The sequence below is a fragment of the Streptococcus mitis genome, assembly GCF_946188375.1.
Lineage (GTDB): Bacteria > Bacillota > Bacilli > Lactobacillales > Streptococcaceae > Streptococcus > Streptococcus mitis_CX.
In genome coordinates, this window is the sequence record NZ_CAMHUS010000002.1 from 55668 (window position 1) to 76581 (window position 20914).

The 20914-nt window shown below is 42.0% G+C and carries 14 protein-coding genes; 3 read left to right on the forward strand and 11 right to left on the reverse strand.

Translation table 11 applies throughout. The features are described 5' to 3' along the window. Positions 1-130: 130 nt before the first annotated feature. From ndk to rpoB, 3 genes are all read right to left on the reverse strand, one after another. Entirely contained in the window at positions 131-553 is a 423-nt protein-coding gene (ndk, locus tag N8M16_RS02775) for a nucleoside-diphosphate kinase (RefSeq protein ID WP_261069598.1), read from the reverse strand. Positions 554-859: 306 nt separating this feature from the next. Then, positions 860-4537 (reverse strand): DNA-directed RNA polymerase subunit beta', encoded by a 3678-nt coding sequence (gene rpoC, locus N8M16_RS02780; protein ID WP_261069599.1) that lies wholly within the window; start codon positions 4535-4537, stop codon positions 860-862. A 32-nt stretch (positions 4538-4569) separates the two neighbouring features. Further along, positions 4570-8181 carry a DNA-directed RNA polymerase subunit beta gene (rpoB, locus tag N8M16_RS02785; protein ID WP_261069600.1) on the reverse strand — a complete coding sequence of 1204 codons (3612 nt, stop codon included), beginning with the start codon at positions 8179-8181 and terminating at the stop codon, positions 4570-4572. Between the two features lie 480 nt (positions 8182-8661). Here rpoB and N8M16_RS02790 point away from each other — a divergent pair, with 480 nt between their 5' ends. The 3 genes from N8M16_RS02790 to N8M16_RS02800 all read left to right on the forward strand — a co-directional run bounded on the left by N8M16_RS02790 (position 8662) and on the right by N8M16_RS02800 (position 14151). After that, positions 8662-8937, forward strand: coding sequence for a hypothetical protein (locus N8M16_RS02790; RefSeq protein WP_261069601.1), 276 nt, complete (start codon positions 8662-8664; stop codon positions 8935-8937). A 5-nt stretch (positions 8938-8942) separates the two neighbouring features. Beyond that, entirely contained in the window at positions 8943-10148 is a 1206-nt protein-coding gene (locus N8M16_RS02795; RefSeq protein ID WP_261069664.1) for an AcpB/EbpR/MafR family transcriptional regulator, read from the forward strand. A gap of 106 nt (positions 10149-10254) precedes the next feature. Continuing rightward, positions 10255-14151 (forward strand): pullulanase, encoded by a 3897-nt coding sequence (locus N8M16_RS02800; protein WP_261069602.1) that lies wholly within the window; start codon positions 10255-10257, stop codon positions 14149-14151. A gap of 75 nt (positions 14152-14226) precedes the next feature. Here the strand turns inward: N8M16_RS02800 and N8M16_RS02805 are convergent, their stop codons facing one another. The 8 genes from N8M16_RS02805 to N8M16_RS02840 all read right to left on the reverse strand — a co-directional run bounded on the left by N8M16_RS02805 (position 14227) and on the right by N8M16_RS02840 (position 20833). Beyond that, a complete protein-coding gene (locus tag N8M16_RS02805; RefSeq protein ID WP_033686287.1) occupies positions 14227-14991 on the reverse strand; it encodes an amino acid ABC transporter ATP-binding protein in 765 nt (254 codons plus the stop codon). Positions 14992-15000: 9 nt separating this feature from the next. Next, positions 15001-15723 (reverse strand): amino acid ABC transporter permease, encoded by a 723-nt coding sequence (locus N8M16_RS02810; RefSeq protein WP_033686286.1) that lies wholly within the window; start codon positions 15721-15723, stop codon positions 15001-15003. Between the two features lie 3 nt (positions 15724-15726). After that, positions 15727-16419 (reverse strand): amino acid ABC transporter permease, encoded by a 693-nt coding sequence (locus tag N8M16_RS02815; RefSeq protein ID WP_004256697.1) that lies wholly within the window; start codon positions 16417-16419, stop codon positions 15727-15729. 33 nt (positions 16420-16452) lie between these two features. Continuing rightward, positions 16453-17331: a transporter substrate-binding domain-containing protein gene (locus N8M16_RS02820; protein ID WP_261069603.1), complete on the reverse strand. Its 879-nt coding sequence runs from the start codon at positions 17329-17331 to the stop codon at positions 16453-16455. A gap of 11 nt (positions 17332-17342) precedes the next feature. Further along, positions 17343-18341, reverse strand: coding sequence for a uroporphyrinogen decarboxylase family protein (locus tag N8M16_RS02825; RefSeq protein ID WP_020902710.1), 999 nt, complete (start codon positions 18339-18341; stop codon positions 17343-17345). Positions 18342-18343: 2 nt separating this feature from the next. Next, positions 18344-18547 carry a hypothetical protein gene (locus N8M16_RS02830; protein ID WP_020902709.1) on the reverse strand — a complete coding sequence of 68 codons (204 nt, stop codon included), beginning with the start codon at positions 18545-18547 and terminating at the stop codon, positions 18344-18346. 9 nt (positions 18548-18556) lie between these two features. Next, entirely contained in the window at positions 18557-19564 is a 1008-nt protein-coding gene (locus N8M16_RS02835) for a uroporphyrinogen decarboxylase family protein (RefSeq protein ID WP_020902708.1), read from the reverse strand. 219 nt (positions 19565-19783) lie between these two features. Continuing rightward, positions 19784-20833, reverse strand: a complete 1050-nt coding sequence (locus tag N8M16_RS02840; RefSeq protein ID WP_020902707.1) for an LLM class flavin-dependent oxidoreductase — start codon at positions 20831-20833, stop codon at positions 19784-19786. Positions 20834-20914: the final 81 nt, after the last annotated feature.

The window sequence follows — 20914 nt, forward strand, 5'->3', positions numbered from 1 at the left end:
TCTTCCTCCCTTACTTGCTCTTATTATAAGCTAGAAATTCTCATCATTGCTAGAATATTTCTCAACTGTCAGTTTTCTACTCTAAAATGCAAAAAAATTTGATGCAAGTAACCCTTACATCAAACTTTTACTATTTTTCTTCAAACCAAAGAGCAATTTCTCGCTTAGCTGACTCTTCTGAATCTGAACCATGCACAACATTTTGAATAGCTTGGTTTTCACTAGCAGCTTTTGCAAAATCACCTCGAATCGTTCCTGGTAAAGCTTCTTCTGGACGAGTTGCCCCCATCATGCTCCGCCAAGTTTCGATTACTTTGGGACCAGAAATGATGCCCACAAGAACTGGTCCTGAAGTCATGAATTCACGAATCGGTGGGTAAAAACTTTGGTCAACCAAGTTCTGATAGTGCTGGTCAATCAACTCTTCTGAAACCTTTGTACGCAACTCCAATTTTTCGATTGTCAATCCACGTTGTTCGATGCGTTTCAACACCTCACCCACTAATCCTCTTTTTACACCGTCTGGTTTAATGATAAAAAATGTTTGTTCCATACTTGTCTCCTTTGTCAGCTTCTTTCTTTTATACTCTTCGAAAATCAAATTCAAACCACGTCAACGTCGCCTTGCCGTAGGTATGGTTACTGACTTCGTCAGTTCTATCCACAACCTCAAAACAGTGTTTTGAGCTGACTTCGTCAGTTCTATCTACAACCTCAAAGCAGTGCTTTGAGCAACCTGCGGCTAGTTTCCTAGTTTACTCTTTGATTTTCATTGAGTATTATTTTACCACATTTCATGGAAAAATGGAGAAAGTTTTCAGAAAAGAGAAAGAGAACCCGAAGGCTCTCTCATTCTCTTTTATTCTACTGTTTCTTCCACAATTTCAACGGCAGTATCCACAACTACTTCTGTTGTTTCTTCATTTCCTTCTTCCTCTACTGGAGGGTTAAGGTATTCTTCTTCGTTGATAGCATGTGGTTCAAGGTTACGGTAACGGGCCATACCAGTACCTGCTGGGATGATTTTACCGATGATAACATTTTCTTTAAGTCCAAGGAGATGGTCTTTCTTACCACGGATAGCCGCATCAGTAAGGACACGAGTTGTTTCCTGGAAGGAAGCCGCTGACAAGAAACTGTTTGTTTCAAGTGAGGCTTTGGTAATTCCCATAAGGACTGGGCGACCTGTCGCTGGAACTCCACCTGCGATAAGGACATCTTTGTTAGCATCTGTAAAGTCATTGATATCCATGAGGGTACCCATGAGAAGATCTGTGTCACCTGGATCCATGACACGTACTTTACGAATCATTTGACGAACCATTACCTCGATGTGTTTGTCACCGATTTCTACCCCTTGGCTACGGTAAACTTTTTGTACTTCACCAAGAAGGTAAGTTTCAACTGACAAGACATCACGAACTGCAAGGAGACGTTTTGGTTGGATTGAACCTTCTGTAAGAGCAGCACCACGAGCTACTTGGTCTCCAACTTCAACACGCATACGAGCGGTAAATGGAACGACATATTCACCTTCGCCAGTTTCACCCTTAACAAAGACTTTCTTAGTACGAGTTGATGCATCTTCTTCGATAGCCGTAACTTGTCCTTTAACCTCTGTGATAACCGCTTCCCCTTTAGGATTGCGGGCTTCAAAGATTTCTTGGACACGAGGAAGACCCTGAGTGATATCGGTATTTGAAGCAACCCCACCCGTGTGGAAGGTACGCATTGTAAGCTGTGTACCAGGTTCCCCGATAGATTGGGCAGCGATTGTACCAACTGCTTCACCAACTTCAACCGCATCACCAGTCGCCAAGTTGATACCGTAACAGTGACGGCAGACACCATGACGAGTGTTACATGTAAATACAGAGCGGATAGTCACTTCTTCCACACCAGCATTGACAATTTCACGCGCCTTATCTTCTGTAATCAACTCATTTGGACCAATGATCACTGCACCAGTTTCTGGATGTTTAACAGTTTTCTTAGTGTAACGACCATTGAGACGCTCTTCAAGAGACTCGATCATCTCTTTTCCTTCTGCGATAGAGCGGATCAAGAGACCACGGTCTGTTCCACAGTCGTCCTCACGGATGATAACGTCTTGGGCAACGTCAACCAAACGACGAGTCAAGTAACCTGAGTCGGCTGTCTTAAGGGCCGTATCGGTCATACCTTTACGGGCACCGTGAGTTGAGAAGAACATTTCGAGTACTGACAAACCTTCACGGAAGTTTGAAAGGATTGGCAATTCCATGATACGTCCGTTCGGAGCAGCCATCAGACCACGCATACCGGCAAGCTGTGAGAAGTTTGAGATATTACCACGGGCTCCTGAGTCCATCATCATAACGATTGGGTTCTTAGGATCTTGATTGGCAATCAAGCGTTTCTCAAGTTTTTCACGGGCAGCACGCCATTCAGCTGTAACGGCATTGTAACGCTCGTCGTCTGTGATCATACCACGACGGAATTGTTTTGTGATTTGTTCTACACGTTTGTGTGATTCTTCAATGATTTCAGCCTTGTCATCAACGACTGGGATATCGGCAATCCCCACTGTCAATCCTGCAAGAGTTGAGTGGTGGTAACCGAGGTTCTTCATACGGTCAAGTAGGGCAGAAGTTTCTGTCGTACGGAAACGTTTGAAGATTTCAGCGATGATATTTCCAAGGTTTTTCTTCTTGAATGGAGGGTTGAGTTCAAGTTTGCTGATTGCTTCCTTGATATCTCCACCAAGTGGCAAGAAGTACTTAGCTGGAACGCCTTCTGTCAAGTTGGCATTGTTTGGTTCTTGCAAGTATGGTAGACCCTCTGGCATGATGTCGTTGAAGAGGATTTTACCAACTGTTGTAAGCAAGACCTTGTGTTTTTGCTCTTCTGTCCATGGTTTGTTGAGGCTGTCTGTCGCGATACCAACACGTGAGTGGAGGTGAACATAACCATTACGGTAAGCCATAACAGCTTCGTCACGGTCTTTGAAGACCATTCCTTCACCTTCACGACCAGCTTCTTCCATGGTCAAGTAGTAGTTACCCAAAACCATATCCTGTGATGGAGTAACAACTGGTTTACCATCTTTCGGGTTCAAGATGTGCTCAGCAGCAAGCATGAGGATACGAGCTTCTGCTTGAGCTTCTTCTGAAAGTGGTACGTGGATGGCCATTTGGTCCCCGTCAAAGTCGGCATTGTAGGCTTCACAGACAAGTGGGTGCAAGCGAAGGGCCTTACCATCAATCAAGACAGGTTCGAAGGCTTGGATACCCAAACGGTGAAGGGTCGGTGCGCGGTTCAAAAGTACTGGGTGTTCTTTGATCACTTCTTCAAGGATATCCCAGATGCGTTCGTCTCCACGTTCCACCAAGCGTTTAGCTGCTTTGACGTTTTGCACGATATCACGAGCAACGATTTCACGCATGACAAATGGTTTAAAGAGCTCGATTGCCATTTCACGCGGCACACCACATTGGTACATCTTAAGTGTTGGACCAACGGCGATAACGGAACGTCCTGAGAAGTCAACACGTTTACCGAGCAAGTTTTGACGGAAGCGTCCTTGTTTACCTTTAAGCATGTGACTCAATGATTTAAGTGGACGGCTACCTGGTCCTGTGATTGGACGACCACGACGACCATTGTCAATCAAAGCGTCAACCGCTTCTTGAAGCATACGCTTCTCATTTTGAACGATGATACCTGGTGCATTCAACTCAAGCAAGCGAGCCAAACGGTTGTTACGGTTGATAACACGGCGGTAAAGGTCGTTCAAGTCAGATGAGGCAAAACGGCCACCATCCAACTGCAACATTGGACGAAGATCTGGTGGAATAACTGGAAGGATGTTGAGAATCATCCATTCCGGTTTGTTTCCAGATTTGTAAAAGGCATCCAAAACATCCAAACGACGGATGGCTTTGACACGCTTTTGTCCAGTAGCTGTTTTCAACTCTTCTTTGAGTTCAGCAATTTCTTTTTCAAGATCTACTTGTTTCAAAAGGTCTTGGATAGCTTCGGCACCCATCTTGGCAACGAACGATCCATAACCATACTCACGCAAGCGCTCACGGTATTCGCGCTCTGTCATGATAGACTTGTGCTCAAGTGGTGTATCCTTAGGATCAATAACCACATAAGCTGCAAAGTAGATAACTTCCTCGAGGGCACGAGGGCTCATATCAAGGGTCAAGCCCATACGGCTTGGAATCCCCTTGAAGTACCAGATGTGAGATACAGGAGCTTTCAATTCGATATGTCCCATACGCTCACGACGAACTTTTGTACGCGTTACTTCAACCCCACAACGGTCACAAACAATTCCTCTGTAACGAATGCGTTTGTACTTACCACAAGCACATTCCCAGTCTTTTGTAGGACCAAAGATAACTTCATCAAAGAGTCCTTCACGTTCTGGTTTCAAAGTACGGTAATTGATTGTTTCAGGTTTTTTGACTTCTCCATAAGACCATGAACGGACTTTGCTTGGAGAAGCTAGGGTGATTTGCATACTTTTAAAACGATTTACATCAACCACTATTTCTTCCCTTTCTATTCTACGTGAACTGCTTATTCTTGTTCAGCAGCTTCTTCTGTTGCTTCCGCTTTTGTTGCTTTCTCAGCTTCTTCGGCTTCAAAGGCTGCTTTAGCCTCTTGGGCTGCTTTTTCGCGGGCTTTTTCAAGGTCATCTACGTGGATGACATCTTCGTCCATTCCTTCATCCAAGTCGCGAAGTTCCACTTCTTGGTCATCTTCGTCTAGGACACGCATGTCAAGACCAAGAGATTGCAATTCTTTGACAAGAACTCGGAATGATTCTGGAACACCTGGTTTTGGAATTGGTTTTCCTTTTGTAATAGCTTCATAGGCTTTCAAACGTCCGTTGATATCGTCAGACTTGTAAGTCAAGATTTCTTGAAGAACATTTGATGCACCGTAGGCTTCAAGAGCCCAAACCTCCATCTCACCGAAACGTTGTCCACCAAACTGAGCTTTACCTCCAAGTGGTTGTTGGGTAACAGTTGAGTAAGGTCCGACTGAACGAGCGTGCAATTTATCGTCAACCATATGGTGGAGTTTAATCATGTACATGACTCCGACAGAAACACGGTTATCAAACGGTTCACCAGTACGTCCATCATAAAGGATTGTTTTGGCATCGCTATCCATACCAGCTTCTTTAACAGTTGACCAAAGGTCTTCAGAACTTGCTCCGTCAAAGACTGGTGTTGCGATGTGAATACCAAGAGTACGAGCAGCCATACCAAGGTGAAGCTCCATAACCTGACCGATATTCATACGTGATGGCACCCCAAGTGGGTTCAACATGATATCGACTGGAGTTCCGTCTGGAAGGTAAGGCATGTCTTCTACAGGAACGATACGAGAGACAACCCCTTTATTTCCGTGACGTCCGGCCATCTTATCTCCGACCTTGATCTTACGTTTTTGAGCGATGTAGACGCGAACCAGCATGTTGACACCTGATTGCAACTCATCTCCATTTGCACGTGTAAAGATCTTAACATCACGAACGACACCATCGGCACCGTGTGGTACACGAAGAGAAGTATCACGAACTTCACGTGACTTGTCTCCAAAGATAGCGTGCAAGAGACGTTCTTCAGCTGAAAGGTCTTTCTCCCCCTTAGGTGTTACTTTACCTACAAGGATATCGCCTTCTTTAACCTCAGCACCGATACGGATAATACCCATTTCGTCAAGGTCTTTAAGGGCATCTTCACCAACGTTTGGAATTTCACGAGTAATTTCTTCAGGCCCAAGCTTTGTATCGCGCGTTTCTGATTCGTATTCTTCAAGGTGGACAGATGTGTAGACATCATCTTTCACCAAGCGTTCGCTCATGATAACAGCATCCTCGAAGTTGTAACCTTCCCAAGTCATGTAGGCAACGATTGGGTTTTGTCCAAGCGCCATTTCTCCATTTTCCATAGAAGGTCCGTCAGCAATGAAATCGCCTTTTTCAACGGCATCACCAACTTTTACGAGAGTACGTTGGTTGTAGGCAGTACCTGAGTTTGAGCGACGGAATTTTTGAATATGGTAAACGTCTAATGAACCATCTTCACGACGAACTTCTACCTTGTCAGCATCTGCATAAGTAACTTTACCATCATACTGAGCAATCACAGCAGCTCCTGAATCGTGGGCTGCTTGGTATTCCATACCAGTACCAACGTAAGGTGCTTTAGGGTTAATCAACGGCACAGCCTGACGTTGCATGTTGGCTCCCATGAGGGCACGGTTGGAGTCATCGTTTTCCAAGAAAGGAATACATGCTGTCGCAACGGCAACTACCTGTTTTGGTGATACGTCCATGTAGTCAACAACATTAGCTGGATACTCTTGGTTGACCCCTTGATGACGTCCCATGACAACTTTCTCAGCAAATGTTCCATCTTCATTCAGACGAGAATTAGCCTGTGCTACAGTAAATTCATCTTCTTCATCAGCTGTCAACCAAACGATTTCGTTCGTAACAACGCCTGTTTCACGGTCAACCTTACGGTATGGTGTTTGAACAAATCCATATTTGTTCAAGTGTCCGTAAGATGACAAGTTATTGATCAAACCGATGTTAGGTCCTTCAGGTGTCTCGATTGGACACATACGACCGTAGTGAGTGTAGTGTACGTCACGTACTTCATATCCAGCACGGTCACGTGTCAAACCACCAGGTCCTAAGGCTGACAAACGGCGTTTGTGAGACAACTCAGAAAGCGGGTTGTGTTGGTCCATGAACTGTGACAACTGTGATGAACCAAAGAATTCTTTCACCGCAGCTGTTACAGGACGGATATTGATGATTTGTTGTGGTGTCAAGACTTCATTGTCCTGAACAGACATACGTTCACGGACATTACGTTCCATACGAGAAAGTCCAAGACGTACTTGGTTGGCAAGCAATTCACCAACCGCACGGATACGACGATTTCCAAGGTGGTCGATATCATCTACACGGCCAAGTCCTTCAGCCAAGTTAAGGAAGTAGCTCATCTCAGCAAGGATATCTGCTGGAGTGACGATACGAACCTTGTCATCTGGATTGGCATTACCAATGATTGTTACGACACGGTCTGGATCAGTTGGAGCAACAACCTTGAATTTTTGAAGAACAACTGGTTCAGTCACAACCGCTGCATCATTTGGAATGTAGACAATCTTGTTCAAGTCGCCATCCAAATAGCTTTCAATACTTTCAATCACACTGCGAGTCATGATTGTACCAGCTTCCACCAAGATTTCTCCAGTTTCAGGATCTACCAATGGCTCTGCAATGGTTTGGTTGAGCAAACGTGTTTTAACATTGAGTTTTTTATTGATCTTGTAGCGACCAACTGCTGCCAAGTCATAGCGACGTGGGTCAAAGAAACGAGCTACAAGCAAGCTACGTGAGCTTTCAGCAGTCTTAGGTTCACCTGGACGAAGGCGTTCGTAAATTTCTTTCAAGGCTTCGTCGGTACGAGAGTCCATTGGGTTCTTGTGGATATCTTTTTCAACAGTGTTACGAACCAATTCGCTGTCACCAAAGATATCAAAGATTTCATCATCACCTGAGAAACCAAGTGCACGAACCAAGGTAGTAAATGGAATCTTACGAGTACGGTCGATACGAGTGTAGGCGATATCTTTTGAGTCGCTTTCAAGTTCCAACCAAGCTCCACGGTTAGGGATAACAGTTGAACCGTAGCCCACTTTACCGTTTTTATCTACTTTATCGTTAAAGTAAACACCTGGTGAGCGCACCAACTGAGATACGATGATACGTTCACCACCATTGATGATGAAAGTACCCATTTCTGTCATGATTGGGAAATCACCAAAGAATACTTCTTGAGTCTTGATTTCGCCTGTTTCTTTATTGATCAAGCGGAAGGTTACAAAAATTGGTGCTGAGTAGCTAGCATCGTGGATACGAGCTTCTTCTAGCGTGTATTTTGGTTCCTTGATTTCATATCCAACGAATTCCAACTCCATCGTGTCTGTGAAGTTTGAAATTGGCAATACATCTTCAAACACTTCCTTAAGACCATGGTCTAGGAAATCTTTGAATGAATCAGTTTGAATTTCAATCAAATTTGGTAAGTCAAGAACTTCTTTGATTCTTGAAAAGCTACGACGGGTACGATGTTTCCCGTATTGAACGTCATGTCCTGCCAAGATGATTCTCCTTTGTAAATAAATTCCAAGCCTTGTCAATCAGGCTTTTCTAATCGTCATATGGTTTTAAAAAACCCTATCACCGTGTCCTCTTGATAAATTTTCAGAATCTTTAAGTCTTTGTTACAAGCGTTCAAAATCCTGAAAAAAAGCACAAAAAGAGCAGCTAAATCTGACTTTTTCAGAAGATTTAACTGCTGTGAGCCTTGTCTGGACAATATTTCAGACAAAACCTACGACAAATGATTATTTACATTATACCCTATTTAGCTAAATTTTTCAAGGGGATTAACGAATTTTTGACAAAATCTTTTCCTATAAAAAATTAAATTCAACAATCACTTTGCAAACTTCATTTTCGGTTCAATCGTTCAATAAAAATATAGTAAATTACGATTTTCCTATTTTATCCTAGGTTGTTTTTCTTGACTTTACCAGGCCTTTCTTTTAATATATATGTATAAATATATAGGGAGGTTTATGATGAATATCTTGCTGTCTAAAACTGAACAAGACTTGCTATTCTTACTGGAAGAATTAACCAAACACCATGATTGGATAGAAATTCCAGTCTTGGCTGAGAAGCTGAATTTTTCAATCGAAGAATTGCAAGAACACCTTTTTAAGCTCGAGCAATTGTTTCCTAACCTCCTGCTTCAATCAAGAAAAAAAGCATTCAATTGCAGTTTGAAGTCCAAAACACCTTGGATCCCAGGATTGCGATTTTTAAACAATCTGAAACCTATTCTTTTTTGAACCAGTTGTTTTTCAATGAGGGACAATCACTCGTGCAAATGTGTCAAGAACTTGTGATGAGTTGCGAACGAGTTCAGGAAATCATCCAACATCTAAATACTAAACTTCCACAACATTATGGCATCAGTATCCAACTTTCCCCTTTAGTCATGGAGGGAGAAGAAGAGGGCATTCGTGCCTTTTATCTAGACTACTTTAGCCAAAGTTACAGCTTTCTTGATTGGCCCTTTCCTTCTATTTCTGAAGAGACACTCACTCATCTGATTCAGCTATTTTTAAAGGCCCAACAAGTTTCACCCAACCTCAGCGGTCTACGGCAAATCAAATGTACCCTGGCTATCAATCTAGAGCGTTTTAACAAGAATCATTTCATTGAAAATCCTAGTCCGCTCTTAACCAGTCATTACAGCTCCCTCATGCAGATTCCCCAGTTTGAACAAGATATCAAAAAGCTAGCTAAAAAGCTCCATTTTGAAGCTACAAAGGAAACACTAGAACAGCTATTTTCAAACCCAGTAAAGTCTCCTCAAATCACAAACAATCCTAGCAATGGAGTACTGGGTGATATTCAACATATCCAAAAATCTTATCGTTTATTGAGCCAAATTCTAGAAGAACTAGCTAAAGAATTTCACCTACAGATTGAAAATCGCGAGGAATTGATTTGGCTCCTCCACTACACTGCCCAATCTGATTTCTTTCATTTACTCAGTAACCAGTCTCTCGACAGACAGAAATCCCAAATTTTAAGCAGTTATCAAGTAGAATTTCCAAAACTATTTGAAGTAAGTCAACACAAATTCCAATCTTATCTGATTGAGATGGGACTGGAAAATCACCCCATTAAATTACAAGAACTTATCTACACCTTTTCTATCCAAGGGCAACGAATTTTAGTCCAATTACTTCAAAAACTTCCTAAAATACGTGTTTTAGTCATTAGTCATTTGGATAGCCATCACGCACAAAACCTTATCGACACCCTTGCTCACTACGGCAATAATCTCTATCTCTTTGATTCTTGGGAAGAATCTAGTATTTCATTCTCAATTCTCAATCAAATTCCTCACGATATTGTTATCACTACCTTTCCTGTCACCAACTCTTCTAAACCAATTATCTATAATCGTAACTTCTCTACTTCAGAATTATTCCACCATCTTCACCTTCTGGCTTCTCAAATTCATAAAGAAAGACTGGCTGAATCGTAACAAAATTTGTTGCGATTTTTCTTTTAGTTCAATTTTAGGAAAACGCTTGCATCTTATTTTACTAAGTGCTATACTGATAGAGAAATTTATTGATTGGAGAATCATTATGAGAAAAATACCATCTCACACTGAGAAAAAAATGGTTTACAGCATCCGTTCCCTCAAAAATGGAACTGGTTCTGTCCTTATTGGAGCAAGCCTTATTCTGCTTGCCATGGCTACAACAACTATCTCAGCAAACGAAAATACACCAACCACTAACGAACCCAGCAACAGAAATACGACCTCCCTTACTCAACCTCTTACTGATGCAACAAACATCGCTGGCAAGAACGAAAGCGATTTTTCTTCACCCGATAGTGCAAACGCTTCCCTAAAGAAAACAGAAGAAAAACCTGCAACAGAGCCAACTACTCCTGCTGCAACTCCCGCAGATTCAGCACCACAAACCGGACAAGATCGTTCAAGTGAGCCAACTACTGCTATTAGTCCAGCAGCGACTGAAACTAAAGCAGAAGAACCCATCGCAGATAACCACTTCCGCATCCATGTAAAGAAACTCCCTGAAGAAAACAAGGATTCTCAAGGGCTATGGACTTGGGACGATGTTGAAAAACCTTCTGAAAATTGGCCGAACGGAGCCTTGTCCTTCAAGGATGCCAAAAAAGATGACTATGGCTACTACCTAGATGTCAAATTAAAGGGAGAACAAGCCAAGAAAATTAGCTTCCTCATCAATAATACAGCTGGGAAAAATCTAACCGGCGATAAATCGGTAGAAAAACTGGCACCAAAGATGAATGAGGCTTGGTTGGACCAAGATCACAAGGTTTTCTCTTACGAACCACAGCCTGCAGGAACTATTCGTGTCAACTACTACCGCACAGATGGCAACTATGACAAAAAGTCTCTCTGGTACTGGGGAGATGTGAAAGAGCCAAGTAGTGGTGAATGGCCTAATGGAACAGACTTTACGGCTACAGGCAAATATGGTCGCTATATCGATATTCCACTCAAAGATGCAGCTAAAGACCTTGGATTTTTATTACTAGACAGAAACAAACAAGGAGACGATGTGAAAATCCGTAAAGAAGATTATAAGTTCACAGATTTAAAAAATCATAGCCAAATTTTCCTAAAAGATGATGACGAAACCATCTACACCAACCCCTACTATGTGCACGATATCCGCATGACAGGAGCCCAACACGTAGGCACTTCTAGCATTGAGAGTAGTTTTTCAACACTTGTCGGTGCTAAAAAAGAGGATATCCTCAAACACTCCAACATCACTAATCACCTAGGAAATAAAGTAGCTATCACCGATGTTGCAATCGACGAAGCTGGTAAGAAAGTGACCTACAGTGGAGATTTCTCGGACACAAAACATCCTTATACCGTGAGCTACAACGCTGACCAATTCACTACCAAAACAAGCTGGCGTCTGAAAGATGAGACTTACAGTTATGATGGCAAACTTGGAGCTGACCTAAAAGAAGAAGGAAAACAAGTTGATTTAACCCTTTGGTCACCAAGTGCTGACAAGGTTTCTGTCGTTGTCTACGACAAGAATAACCCTGAAAAAGTGGTTGGAACTGTCGCTCTTGAAAAAGGGGAAAGAGGAACTTGGAAACAAACTCTAGATAGCACAAACAAACTCGGAATCACAGATTTCACTGGATACTATTATCAATACCAAATCGAACGTCAAGGTAAAACTGTTCTTGCACTCGATCCTTACGCTAAGTCCCTCGCTGCTTGGAATAGTGACGATGCTAAGATTGACGATGCCCATAAAGTGGCTAAAGCCGCCTTTGTAGATCCAGCCAAACTCGGACCTCAAGACTTGACTTATGGTAAGATTCACAATTTCAAGACTCGTGAAGATGCCGTTATCTACGAAGCTCATGTGCGTGACTTTACTTCAGATCCTGCCATTGCAAAAGACTTAACCAAACCATTTGGTACCTTTGAAGCCTTTATTGAAAAACTAGACTATCTCAAAGACTTAGGTGTGACCCACATCCAGCTCCTTCCAGTCTTGTCTTACTACTTTGTCAATGAATTGAAAAACCATGAACGCTTGTCTGACTATGCTTCAAGCAACAGCAACTATAACTGGGGATATGATCCTCAAAACTACTTCTCCTTGACTGGTATGTATTCAAGCGATCCTAAAAATCCAGAAAAACGAATCGCAGAATTTAAAAACCTCATCAACGAGATCCACAAACGTGGTATGGGAGCTATCCTAGATGTAGTGTATAACCATACAGCCAAGGTCGATATCTTTGAAGATTTAGAGCCAAACTACTACCACTTTATGGATGCTGATGGAACACCACGAACTAGCTTTGGTGGTGGACGCTTGGGGACAACCCACCATATGACCAAACGACTCCTAGTTGACTCTATCAAATATCTAGTTGATACCTACAAAGTGGATGGATTCCGCTTCGATATGATGGGAGACCATGATGCAGCTTCTATCGAAGAAGCGTACAAGGCTGCACGCGCCCTCAATCCACACTTAATCATGCTTGGTGAAGGTTGGAGAACCTATGCCGGTGATGAGAACATGCCTACTAAAGCTGCTGACCAAGATTGGATGAAACATACCGATACAGTCGCTGTCTTTTCAGATGACATTCGTAACAACCTCAAGTCTGGTTATCCAAACGAAGGTCAACCTGCCTTTATCACAGGTGGCAAGCGTGATATCAACACCATCTTCAAAAATATCATTGCTCAACCAACCAACTTTGAAGCTGACAGCCCTGGAGATGTCATCCAATACATCGCAGCCCATGATAACTTGACCCTCTTTGACATCATCGCCCAGTCTATCAAAAAAGACCCAAGCAAGGCTGAGAACTATGCTGAAATCCACCGTCGTTTGCGACTTGGAAACCTCATGGTCTTGACAGCTCAAGGAACTCCGTTTATCCACTCTGGTCAGGAATACGGACGTACTAAACAATTCCGTGACCCAGCCTACAAGACTCCAGTATCGGAGGATAAGGTTCCAAACAAATCTCACTTGTTGCGTGATAAGGACGGCAATCCATTTGACTATCCTTACTTCATCCATGACTCTTACGATTCGAGTGATGCTATTAACAAGTTTGACTGGACTAAGGCTACAGATGGAAAAGCATATCCTGAAAATGTCAAGAGCCGTGACTATATGAAAGGGTTGATTGCTCTTCGTCAATCTACAGATGCCTTCCGACTTAAGAGTCTCCAAGATATCAAAGACCGTGTCCACCTCATCACTGTCCCAGGCCAAAATGGTGTGGCAAAAGAGGACGTAGTAATTGGCTACCAAATCACTGCTCCAAATGGAGACATCTACGCAGTCTTTGTCAATGCGGACGAAAAAGCTCGCGAATTTAATTTGGGAACTGCCTTTGCCCACCTCAGAAATGCTGAAGTTTTAGCAGATGAAAACCAAGCAGGGCCAGTAGGAATTGCCAACCCGAAAGGACTTGAGTGGACTGAAAAAGGCTTGAAATTAAATGCCCTTACAGCTACTGTTCTTCGAGTCTCTCAAGGTGGTGCCATCGTTGCCCCAGCTGTGGAAGAAAAACCAGAATTTGACCTTTCTAGCTTAAAACAAGAACAAGGGCAATATAATATCCAAGACAATATTCCAAACCGAGTAGTCAAACCGGAACAGCAAACTCCAGCTCCACAAACTAAACCTGATTCTGCAAAACCAGATGCAAAAGTAGCCGATGCGGAAAATAAACCTAGCCAAGCTACAACTGATTCACAAACTTCACAACCAACACAAGAAGCACAAGCATCATCTGTAAAAGAGGCGGTTCAAAACGAATCGGTAGAAAACTCTAGCAAGGAAAATAAACCTGCCCCCCTAGCTAAACAAGCTGAACTTCCAAATACAGGAACCAAAAACGATCACAAACTCCTGTTTGCAGGAATTAGTCTCCTCACCCTTCTAGGTCTCGGTTTCTTACTAAAAAACAAAAAAGAGAACTAAACTAGCCCTCCTATAGAACAATCCCCCAAGCCTTAACGCTCGGGGGATTGATTTTTGCCCTGATAAGCCTATCTATCAAATCATATATTCTACACTATAGGTCGCATCCGAAAGAATTCGTGCCAAAAATTGCTTGGTTCGTTCTTCCTGTGGGCGACTAAAGAAATCATGGGCATTATTTTCTTCAACAATTTTCCCGCCATCCATAAAAATGACATGATTGGCTACATCTCTAGCAAAACCCATCTCATGTGTCACTACTACCATAGTAACTCCTTCTTTAGCTAACTGTTTTAAAACATCTAAAACATCCCCTACCAACTCTGGATCCAAGGCTGACGTTGGCTCATCTAATAAAATGACCTCTGGTTTCACAGCGATGGCACGCGCAATGCCGATTCGTTGTTGCTGGCCTCCAGAAAGCTGAGAGGGATAGTAATCTTTATAAGCTAGTAAACCAACTTTTTCTAAGGCAGCTTCCGCACGTTTGGTTGCTTCTTCCTTAGGAATTTTCCGAGCAATAATCAAGCCCTCCAAAATATTTTCCAAGGCCGTTTTATTAGCAAATAAATTATAATGTTGAAAAACAAAGGCAGTCTTCTGGCGAATTTCTAAAATATCTTTTTTGGTCAATTTGCCAAGATCGTATTCTTTATCAGCAAGCTTCAAAGAGCCACTATCGGCTTTTTCTAAATGATTGAGACATCTGAGAAAAGTCGTTTTACCTGATCCAGATGGCCCCAATATTACAACCACATCCCCTTGGTTGACCTTGAGATTAACATCTTCTAGGACTTGTCTGTCTCCAAATTTTTTTGCAACATGTTCTACTTGTAACATTGTCTCCTCCTATGCTAAACCTGTACGGGGCACCACTTGTCCCTGTTCTCTTCGAATATAGCGTTTCTCTAAGATTGAAAAGCCCCATTGAATCAATCCGCAAATAAGAATGTACTGTAAAAAGATCACAAAATAGGATTCAAAATACTGATAACCATAAGATGCTTCAACACGGGCAATAGCTGTAATATCCTTAATGGTCATCACAAAGACCAAAGAGGTTCCTTTTACAATATTTATAACTAGATTAGCCAGATTGGGCAGGGCTGATCGCAAGGCCTGTGGAAAAATAATCCTCACATAAGCTTGACTAGTGGTTAAGCCAATCGCTTGTGCAGCTTCTAATTGTCCCTTATCCACAGTCAAAATAGCCGAACGTAAGATTTCTGATAAACTACCTGTCGTCATCAAACTATAGATAATAAAAGCATAATAGATCGGATTGAGTTTAAAGATATCAACATCACTTCCTATGCTTTTGAGAAATTGATTGAGCAAACTCGGAAACAAACTATAAAAGAAAAGAATCAGCAAAATCGGAGGTGTTGCTCTTATAAAAGCTAGATACACGAGAGAGAAAGTTCGAACACCTTTGACTTTATATATTTGTCCCAGAGCTAAAAACAAGGCTGGTAGAAAACTTAAGACCATGGCTACAATCATGATAATCAAGGTGGTCGGTACCCCTTTTAAGGTCTCTAAAAAGGTTTTTGCAATATAGTCTAAATCCATATCCTATCTCCCTTTCGTTTCCAAAGATTTTTCTAACAAGCGACTCAAGAAGGAAACAGCCAAGGCTACACCCCAATAAAGAATGGCAACCGCTGTATAGGTTTCAAGAGAGTAATTCCCCAAATTACGACTGATTAAGAGATTCCCAGCCCCCATGACATCTACAAAACCAATCGTATATGCTAGGGCAGCATCCCGCATCAAATTTAGAATAGCGGTCGTCATATTTGGAAGAGCCACTTGAAAAGCCTGAGGAAAAATGATTCTCCAAAATGTCTGACTGGGTGTCAGACCAATACTGACTCCAGCCTCCATCTGACCTTTGGGGATTGCCTGATAAGACGCCTTAAATACTTCTGCAATGATAGCCGCAAATAGCAAGACCATGGTGAATAAGACGAAGACCGTCTTAGACCAGTTGTTGATATCTAAATTCAGCCACCATTTTAAAAATTCAGGTAAACCATAAAAAACTAAAAACAGTAAGACAATGGGGGGAGTACAGCGAAGAGTGAAAATATAGCCCTTAGAAAGACCTGCAAAAGTCTTATCTTCTCCCACTTGAGCCCAAGCCAATAAGCCACCGAAAAGGGAACCAAGAATTGTAGTAAAAAAGAGAATGGACAAGGTCATAGGAAGAGCCTGCCATAAGGTGGGTAAAAATTGGAACACTCTTGAAAAATCATATGAAACCATGTAAACCTCTTTCTAACATGCCTGCTTGCTTATCTAATCTTTATCAACGTAACTAAAGACATCTTCTTTAAAGTATTTTTGAGAAAGTTTAGCTAGAGTTCCATCTTCTTTTAATTCTTTAATAGCTTTTTCATACTCTTTAGCAAACTTCTCGCCCTTTTCATCACGGTGAATCAATGGATAGGTTGGGATTCCTTTATAAGGGAACCAGCTAAGTTTGTCCGCATATTGGTGGTAAGAACCATCCTCTGCTGTCACTGCTTTTTCAAAAGACAACTTGATATCAAAGAAGGCATCATATCGTCCTTCTAAAACCCAAGCATAAGCATCTGCCACCTTGAATGATTCAGCAGCTGTCAACTCAATTGGTGTATCCTTATGCTTGTCATTATAGCTATTGATGACATTCCACTGGGCATTTTGAGGAGAGATGGGTACTAATTTTCCTTTATTTTTGGCGAAATCATCAATATTCTTATATTTGGCTTCATCTTCTTTTCTAACAGTAAAACCAATAATGCTGGCTCCTACTGGCTCAGATGGAATAATAAATTTCTTAGCCCGTTCATCTGTATACCAAGCACCTTTAGTTCCAATATCGTACTTGCCAGACTCAAGTCCAATCAAGAGATCATCATCACTAGTTCCAGTATACTCAAATTTATAATCTGCTAATTTCTCATCAACCGCCTTTAAAACAGCGACTTCATAACCATCTGATCCCCCTTTTTCGTCAATAAAATCATAAGGGACATAGTTTTGAGTATGGGCAACTTTTAAAGTTGTTACTTGTCCAGATGAAGCTGCATCTGCACCTTTAGCAGATGCTCCCGCCAAAGTTCTACCAATAATCGTTGCTCCAAGAACTGCCACAACTGCAACTCCACCAATAATCCATGTTTTCTTACTCATATTCTTCTCCTTTATTTAGCCAATGCCTCTCTCACCCACTGGATACGCTCCACTACAATATCACTCGGAATGGTACAATCTGCTCCAAGTATGAAGCCCTCTTTTCCTGTTTCTTCTATCAAGCGTTTGGTTTCAGCTTGAATTTCTTCCTTACTGCCTCGATAGAGAAGGCCATCTTTACCGTTTTCAAATCCTCCCAGAACAGCACGACCCTTGAAAATCTCACGACCTTCTTTTAGGCTAATTCCTTCTGGACCAACTGCCCAGTTAAAAACATGAGCTGGATAGTCGGCAAAGATATGAATATCGTTTCGAGCTCCTTCATAGCCACAGATATGAAGGATATTTACCCCACCAACCGACTTAGCTGCATTTAAAACAGTCAGTTCACTCGGCGCAATAATCTCCTGATAGTCTTCAACAGAAACACGCGCATCCTGAATACTTTGCACACTGAGATAAATACCGTCTGCTCCTGCATCTTTAATAATAGCTTGACTCAAGCTAGCGATATCTTGCGCAATTACATCAAGTACTTTTTTCAATTTCTGAGAATCTTGAACTAAGAAATCTGCAATGAGATCATCTCCGCCAGACACTTCTCCAAGTAACCATTTGAGGTAGGTCACAGGCGCAAATATATTGTAAATGGCAACAATATCTTCAGTAAACTCCTGCTTAATCTTCTTCACTAATTCTACCTGCTCTCTAATCCACGGATGATCTTCACCCAGAGGTTGAATCTCTGCCAACTCTTGGAGTGACTTTCCTTTGGCAATAACTGGATTTGGATAAGCAAAATAGCCATCACTCATCAACTTGATAAAGTCTGGATGTAGGTCACGGATAAAACGTTTGTGACCTTGTATATTCTTTTCAATAATCACTGGATTTGAAAATCCCTTTAACCATTCCTCTTCTGATGTAAAGTGGTGCCAAAAACCGACTGGCACACGATCGACAGCTTCTCCTCTAAATGCTTTTAAAACCCATTCTCTTTTTTCTGACATCTCTATTCTCCATTTCTTTCTTTTTCAACTAATAAAATACTGGCAATATCATTGGTTTGAATAAAGGGAAGACTTCCCTTCTGAAAATCCTGAATTCCATGACATCTTGGCCCTTCCTTACAAGCAAGTCCCTTTGTAAGACTGATCGCAAGTAAGATGACAAAGCCGAGGGCCGTCCCTACCAATAGCCACTTTTTTCTTTTCATAAGGCCCTCCTATTCTAAAATAGCAGCCTGACGAATCCAGTCCAATCGTTCTAATTCAAAGTCATCTGGAACCGTGCAATCCGCTCCAAGAAGGACTCCTCTAGTCCCAGCTTCAGCCAACAAGCGTTTGGTTTCCTCTTGTAGTTTAGCCTTGCTACCTCCATAAAGCAGGCTCTGCTTTCCATTTTCAAAACCACCCAAGACCGCTTTGCCATGAAATAGCTCCTGACCTTGAGGTAAGCTGACTGCTTCATGGTGGGTTGCCCAATTGAAAACTTGGGCTGGATAATCTTTGAAAATAGTCACATTGTTACTGGCACCTTGGAAACCGCAGATATGCAGGATATTGACCCCACCTGCCTGATTAGCAGCTTCTAAAACCTTTATGTTGCTTGGCTCAATATAGGTCTGATACAATTCTGCTGTGATGCGCTCATCCTGAATTTCTTGTGTACTGAGGTAAATCCCATCTGCTCCACAATCCTGAATGATTGCCTTGGTTAGGATTGCGATATCCTCAGCTATTACATCTAAAATCTCCCTGAATAGCTCTGGATTTTCGAGTAATAGATTAGCAACCTCCTTATCACCTCTAGAAGTCTCTGTACGAAACCAACGTTTCAGGTAGGAAATCGGAGAAAAGATATTGTAGAATGAAGCAATGTCCTCAGTGAAGGTTGCTCGAATAGCTTCTACCACTTCTACTTGTTGCTGAATCCAAGGATGGTTTTCACCAATCGACTCAATAGAAGCCAGCTCCTGAATACTTGAAACCAAAGGACTGTAGACATCACTTGGATAAATGAAAAAGCCGTCACTCATTATTTTGACAAAGTCAGGATGAATTCTTTCAACGTACTTCCGATGTCCCTCTACACTTTTTTGAAAGATACGTGGGTTATTTAAACCTTGCCCTTTTTCCTCCAGTGTTACAAAATGAAACCAAAAGCCTACAGGAACTCGTTCCACCTCTTCTCCTCGGATGGCTTTAAAAACTAGCTCTCTTTTACTTGTCATACTTTTCTCCTTCCATTTGGATTGAAACCATCTTACCACTCCTTTTGACCTTTTCCCAATATATATTGACTATCGACTTGATTGATATTGTTTATATCAATAACGAAAAAATCTCTGGAAAGCTTGATTTTACTAGCTTTTCAGAGATTCTTTTTTGTTTATTGCTTTTTTAAAATAGTTGTTATATAGATTTTTTATCAGCCTGATTAGGATTTTTTATTAAGCCTCTTTCATGGCAAAGTATTCCCGTACTTTGGGTGCCACTTGCATTCCGAATAGTTCAATAGCTCTCAGAACCTGGTCATGGGGCATGGAACCAAGCGGTAGATGGAGCATGAAGCGGTCCAAACCTAAGTCTTCAATCATACGAATCAATTTTTCGGCCACCTGATCTGGATTGCCCACAAACATAGCACCATTTGGCCCAACTTGCTCCAAATATTGCTCATAACGCAATTCCTGCCAGTGCGGACGATCTTTAGAAATAGCATCCACCACTTGCTTGGTCGGATGGAAATAATCTTTTACCGCCTGCTTGCCATCCTCAGCAATCCATCCCCAAGAATGAGCTCCAACCTTTAGTTCCTGACTGGCATAGCCCGCTTCGCTCCCAATCTCACGATAAGCCTGAATCAACTTTTTAAAATAACGCGGATTGCCACCAATAATAGCATAAACAATCGGTAGACCAGCCTGAGCAATCTTCACAGTTGATTCGACATGACCACCTGTCGCTATCCACAAGGGCAATTTATCCTGAACTGGACGAGGATAAACTTCTTTGCCAGAGATTGTTTGGGTCAATCGACCTTGCCAATCTAGTTTTGTCTTTTCATTGACTAATTGAAGCAAGTCTAATTTCTCATCAAAAAGAGCTTCGTAGTCTTTCAAATCATAGCCAAACAAGGGAAAAGATTCCGTGAAAGAACCCCTTCCGGCCATAATCTCCGCACGTCCATTTGACAAAGCATCAATAGTGGCATACTGTTGGAACAAACGAATCGGATCCATGCTCGAGAGAATGCTGACTGCACTGGTCAAACGGATTTTCTTGGTATTGACTGCCCCAGCTGCCAGAACAATCTCTGGAGCAGATATCGCAAAATCCGCTCGATGGTGCTCACCAATCCCATACACATCCAAACCAACCTTGTCAGCCAGTTCAATCTCCGCCACCAACTGACGAATGCGTTCGGCATGACTGTAAGTTTGCCCAGTTCCTTCAACCTCAGTTGTTTCCCCAAATGTTGAAATTCCCAATTCTACCACAGTGATTCTCCTTGTCTACCTCTGTCCTTCAATTTGACAAATTATTCTAACACGAATCTTGAGTACAAGCAATCGATTTGC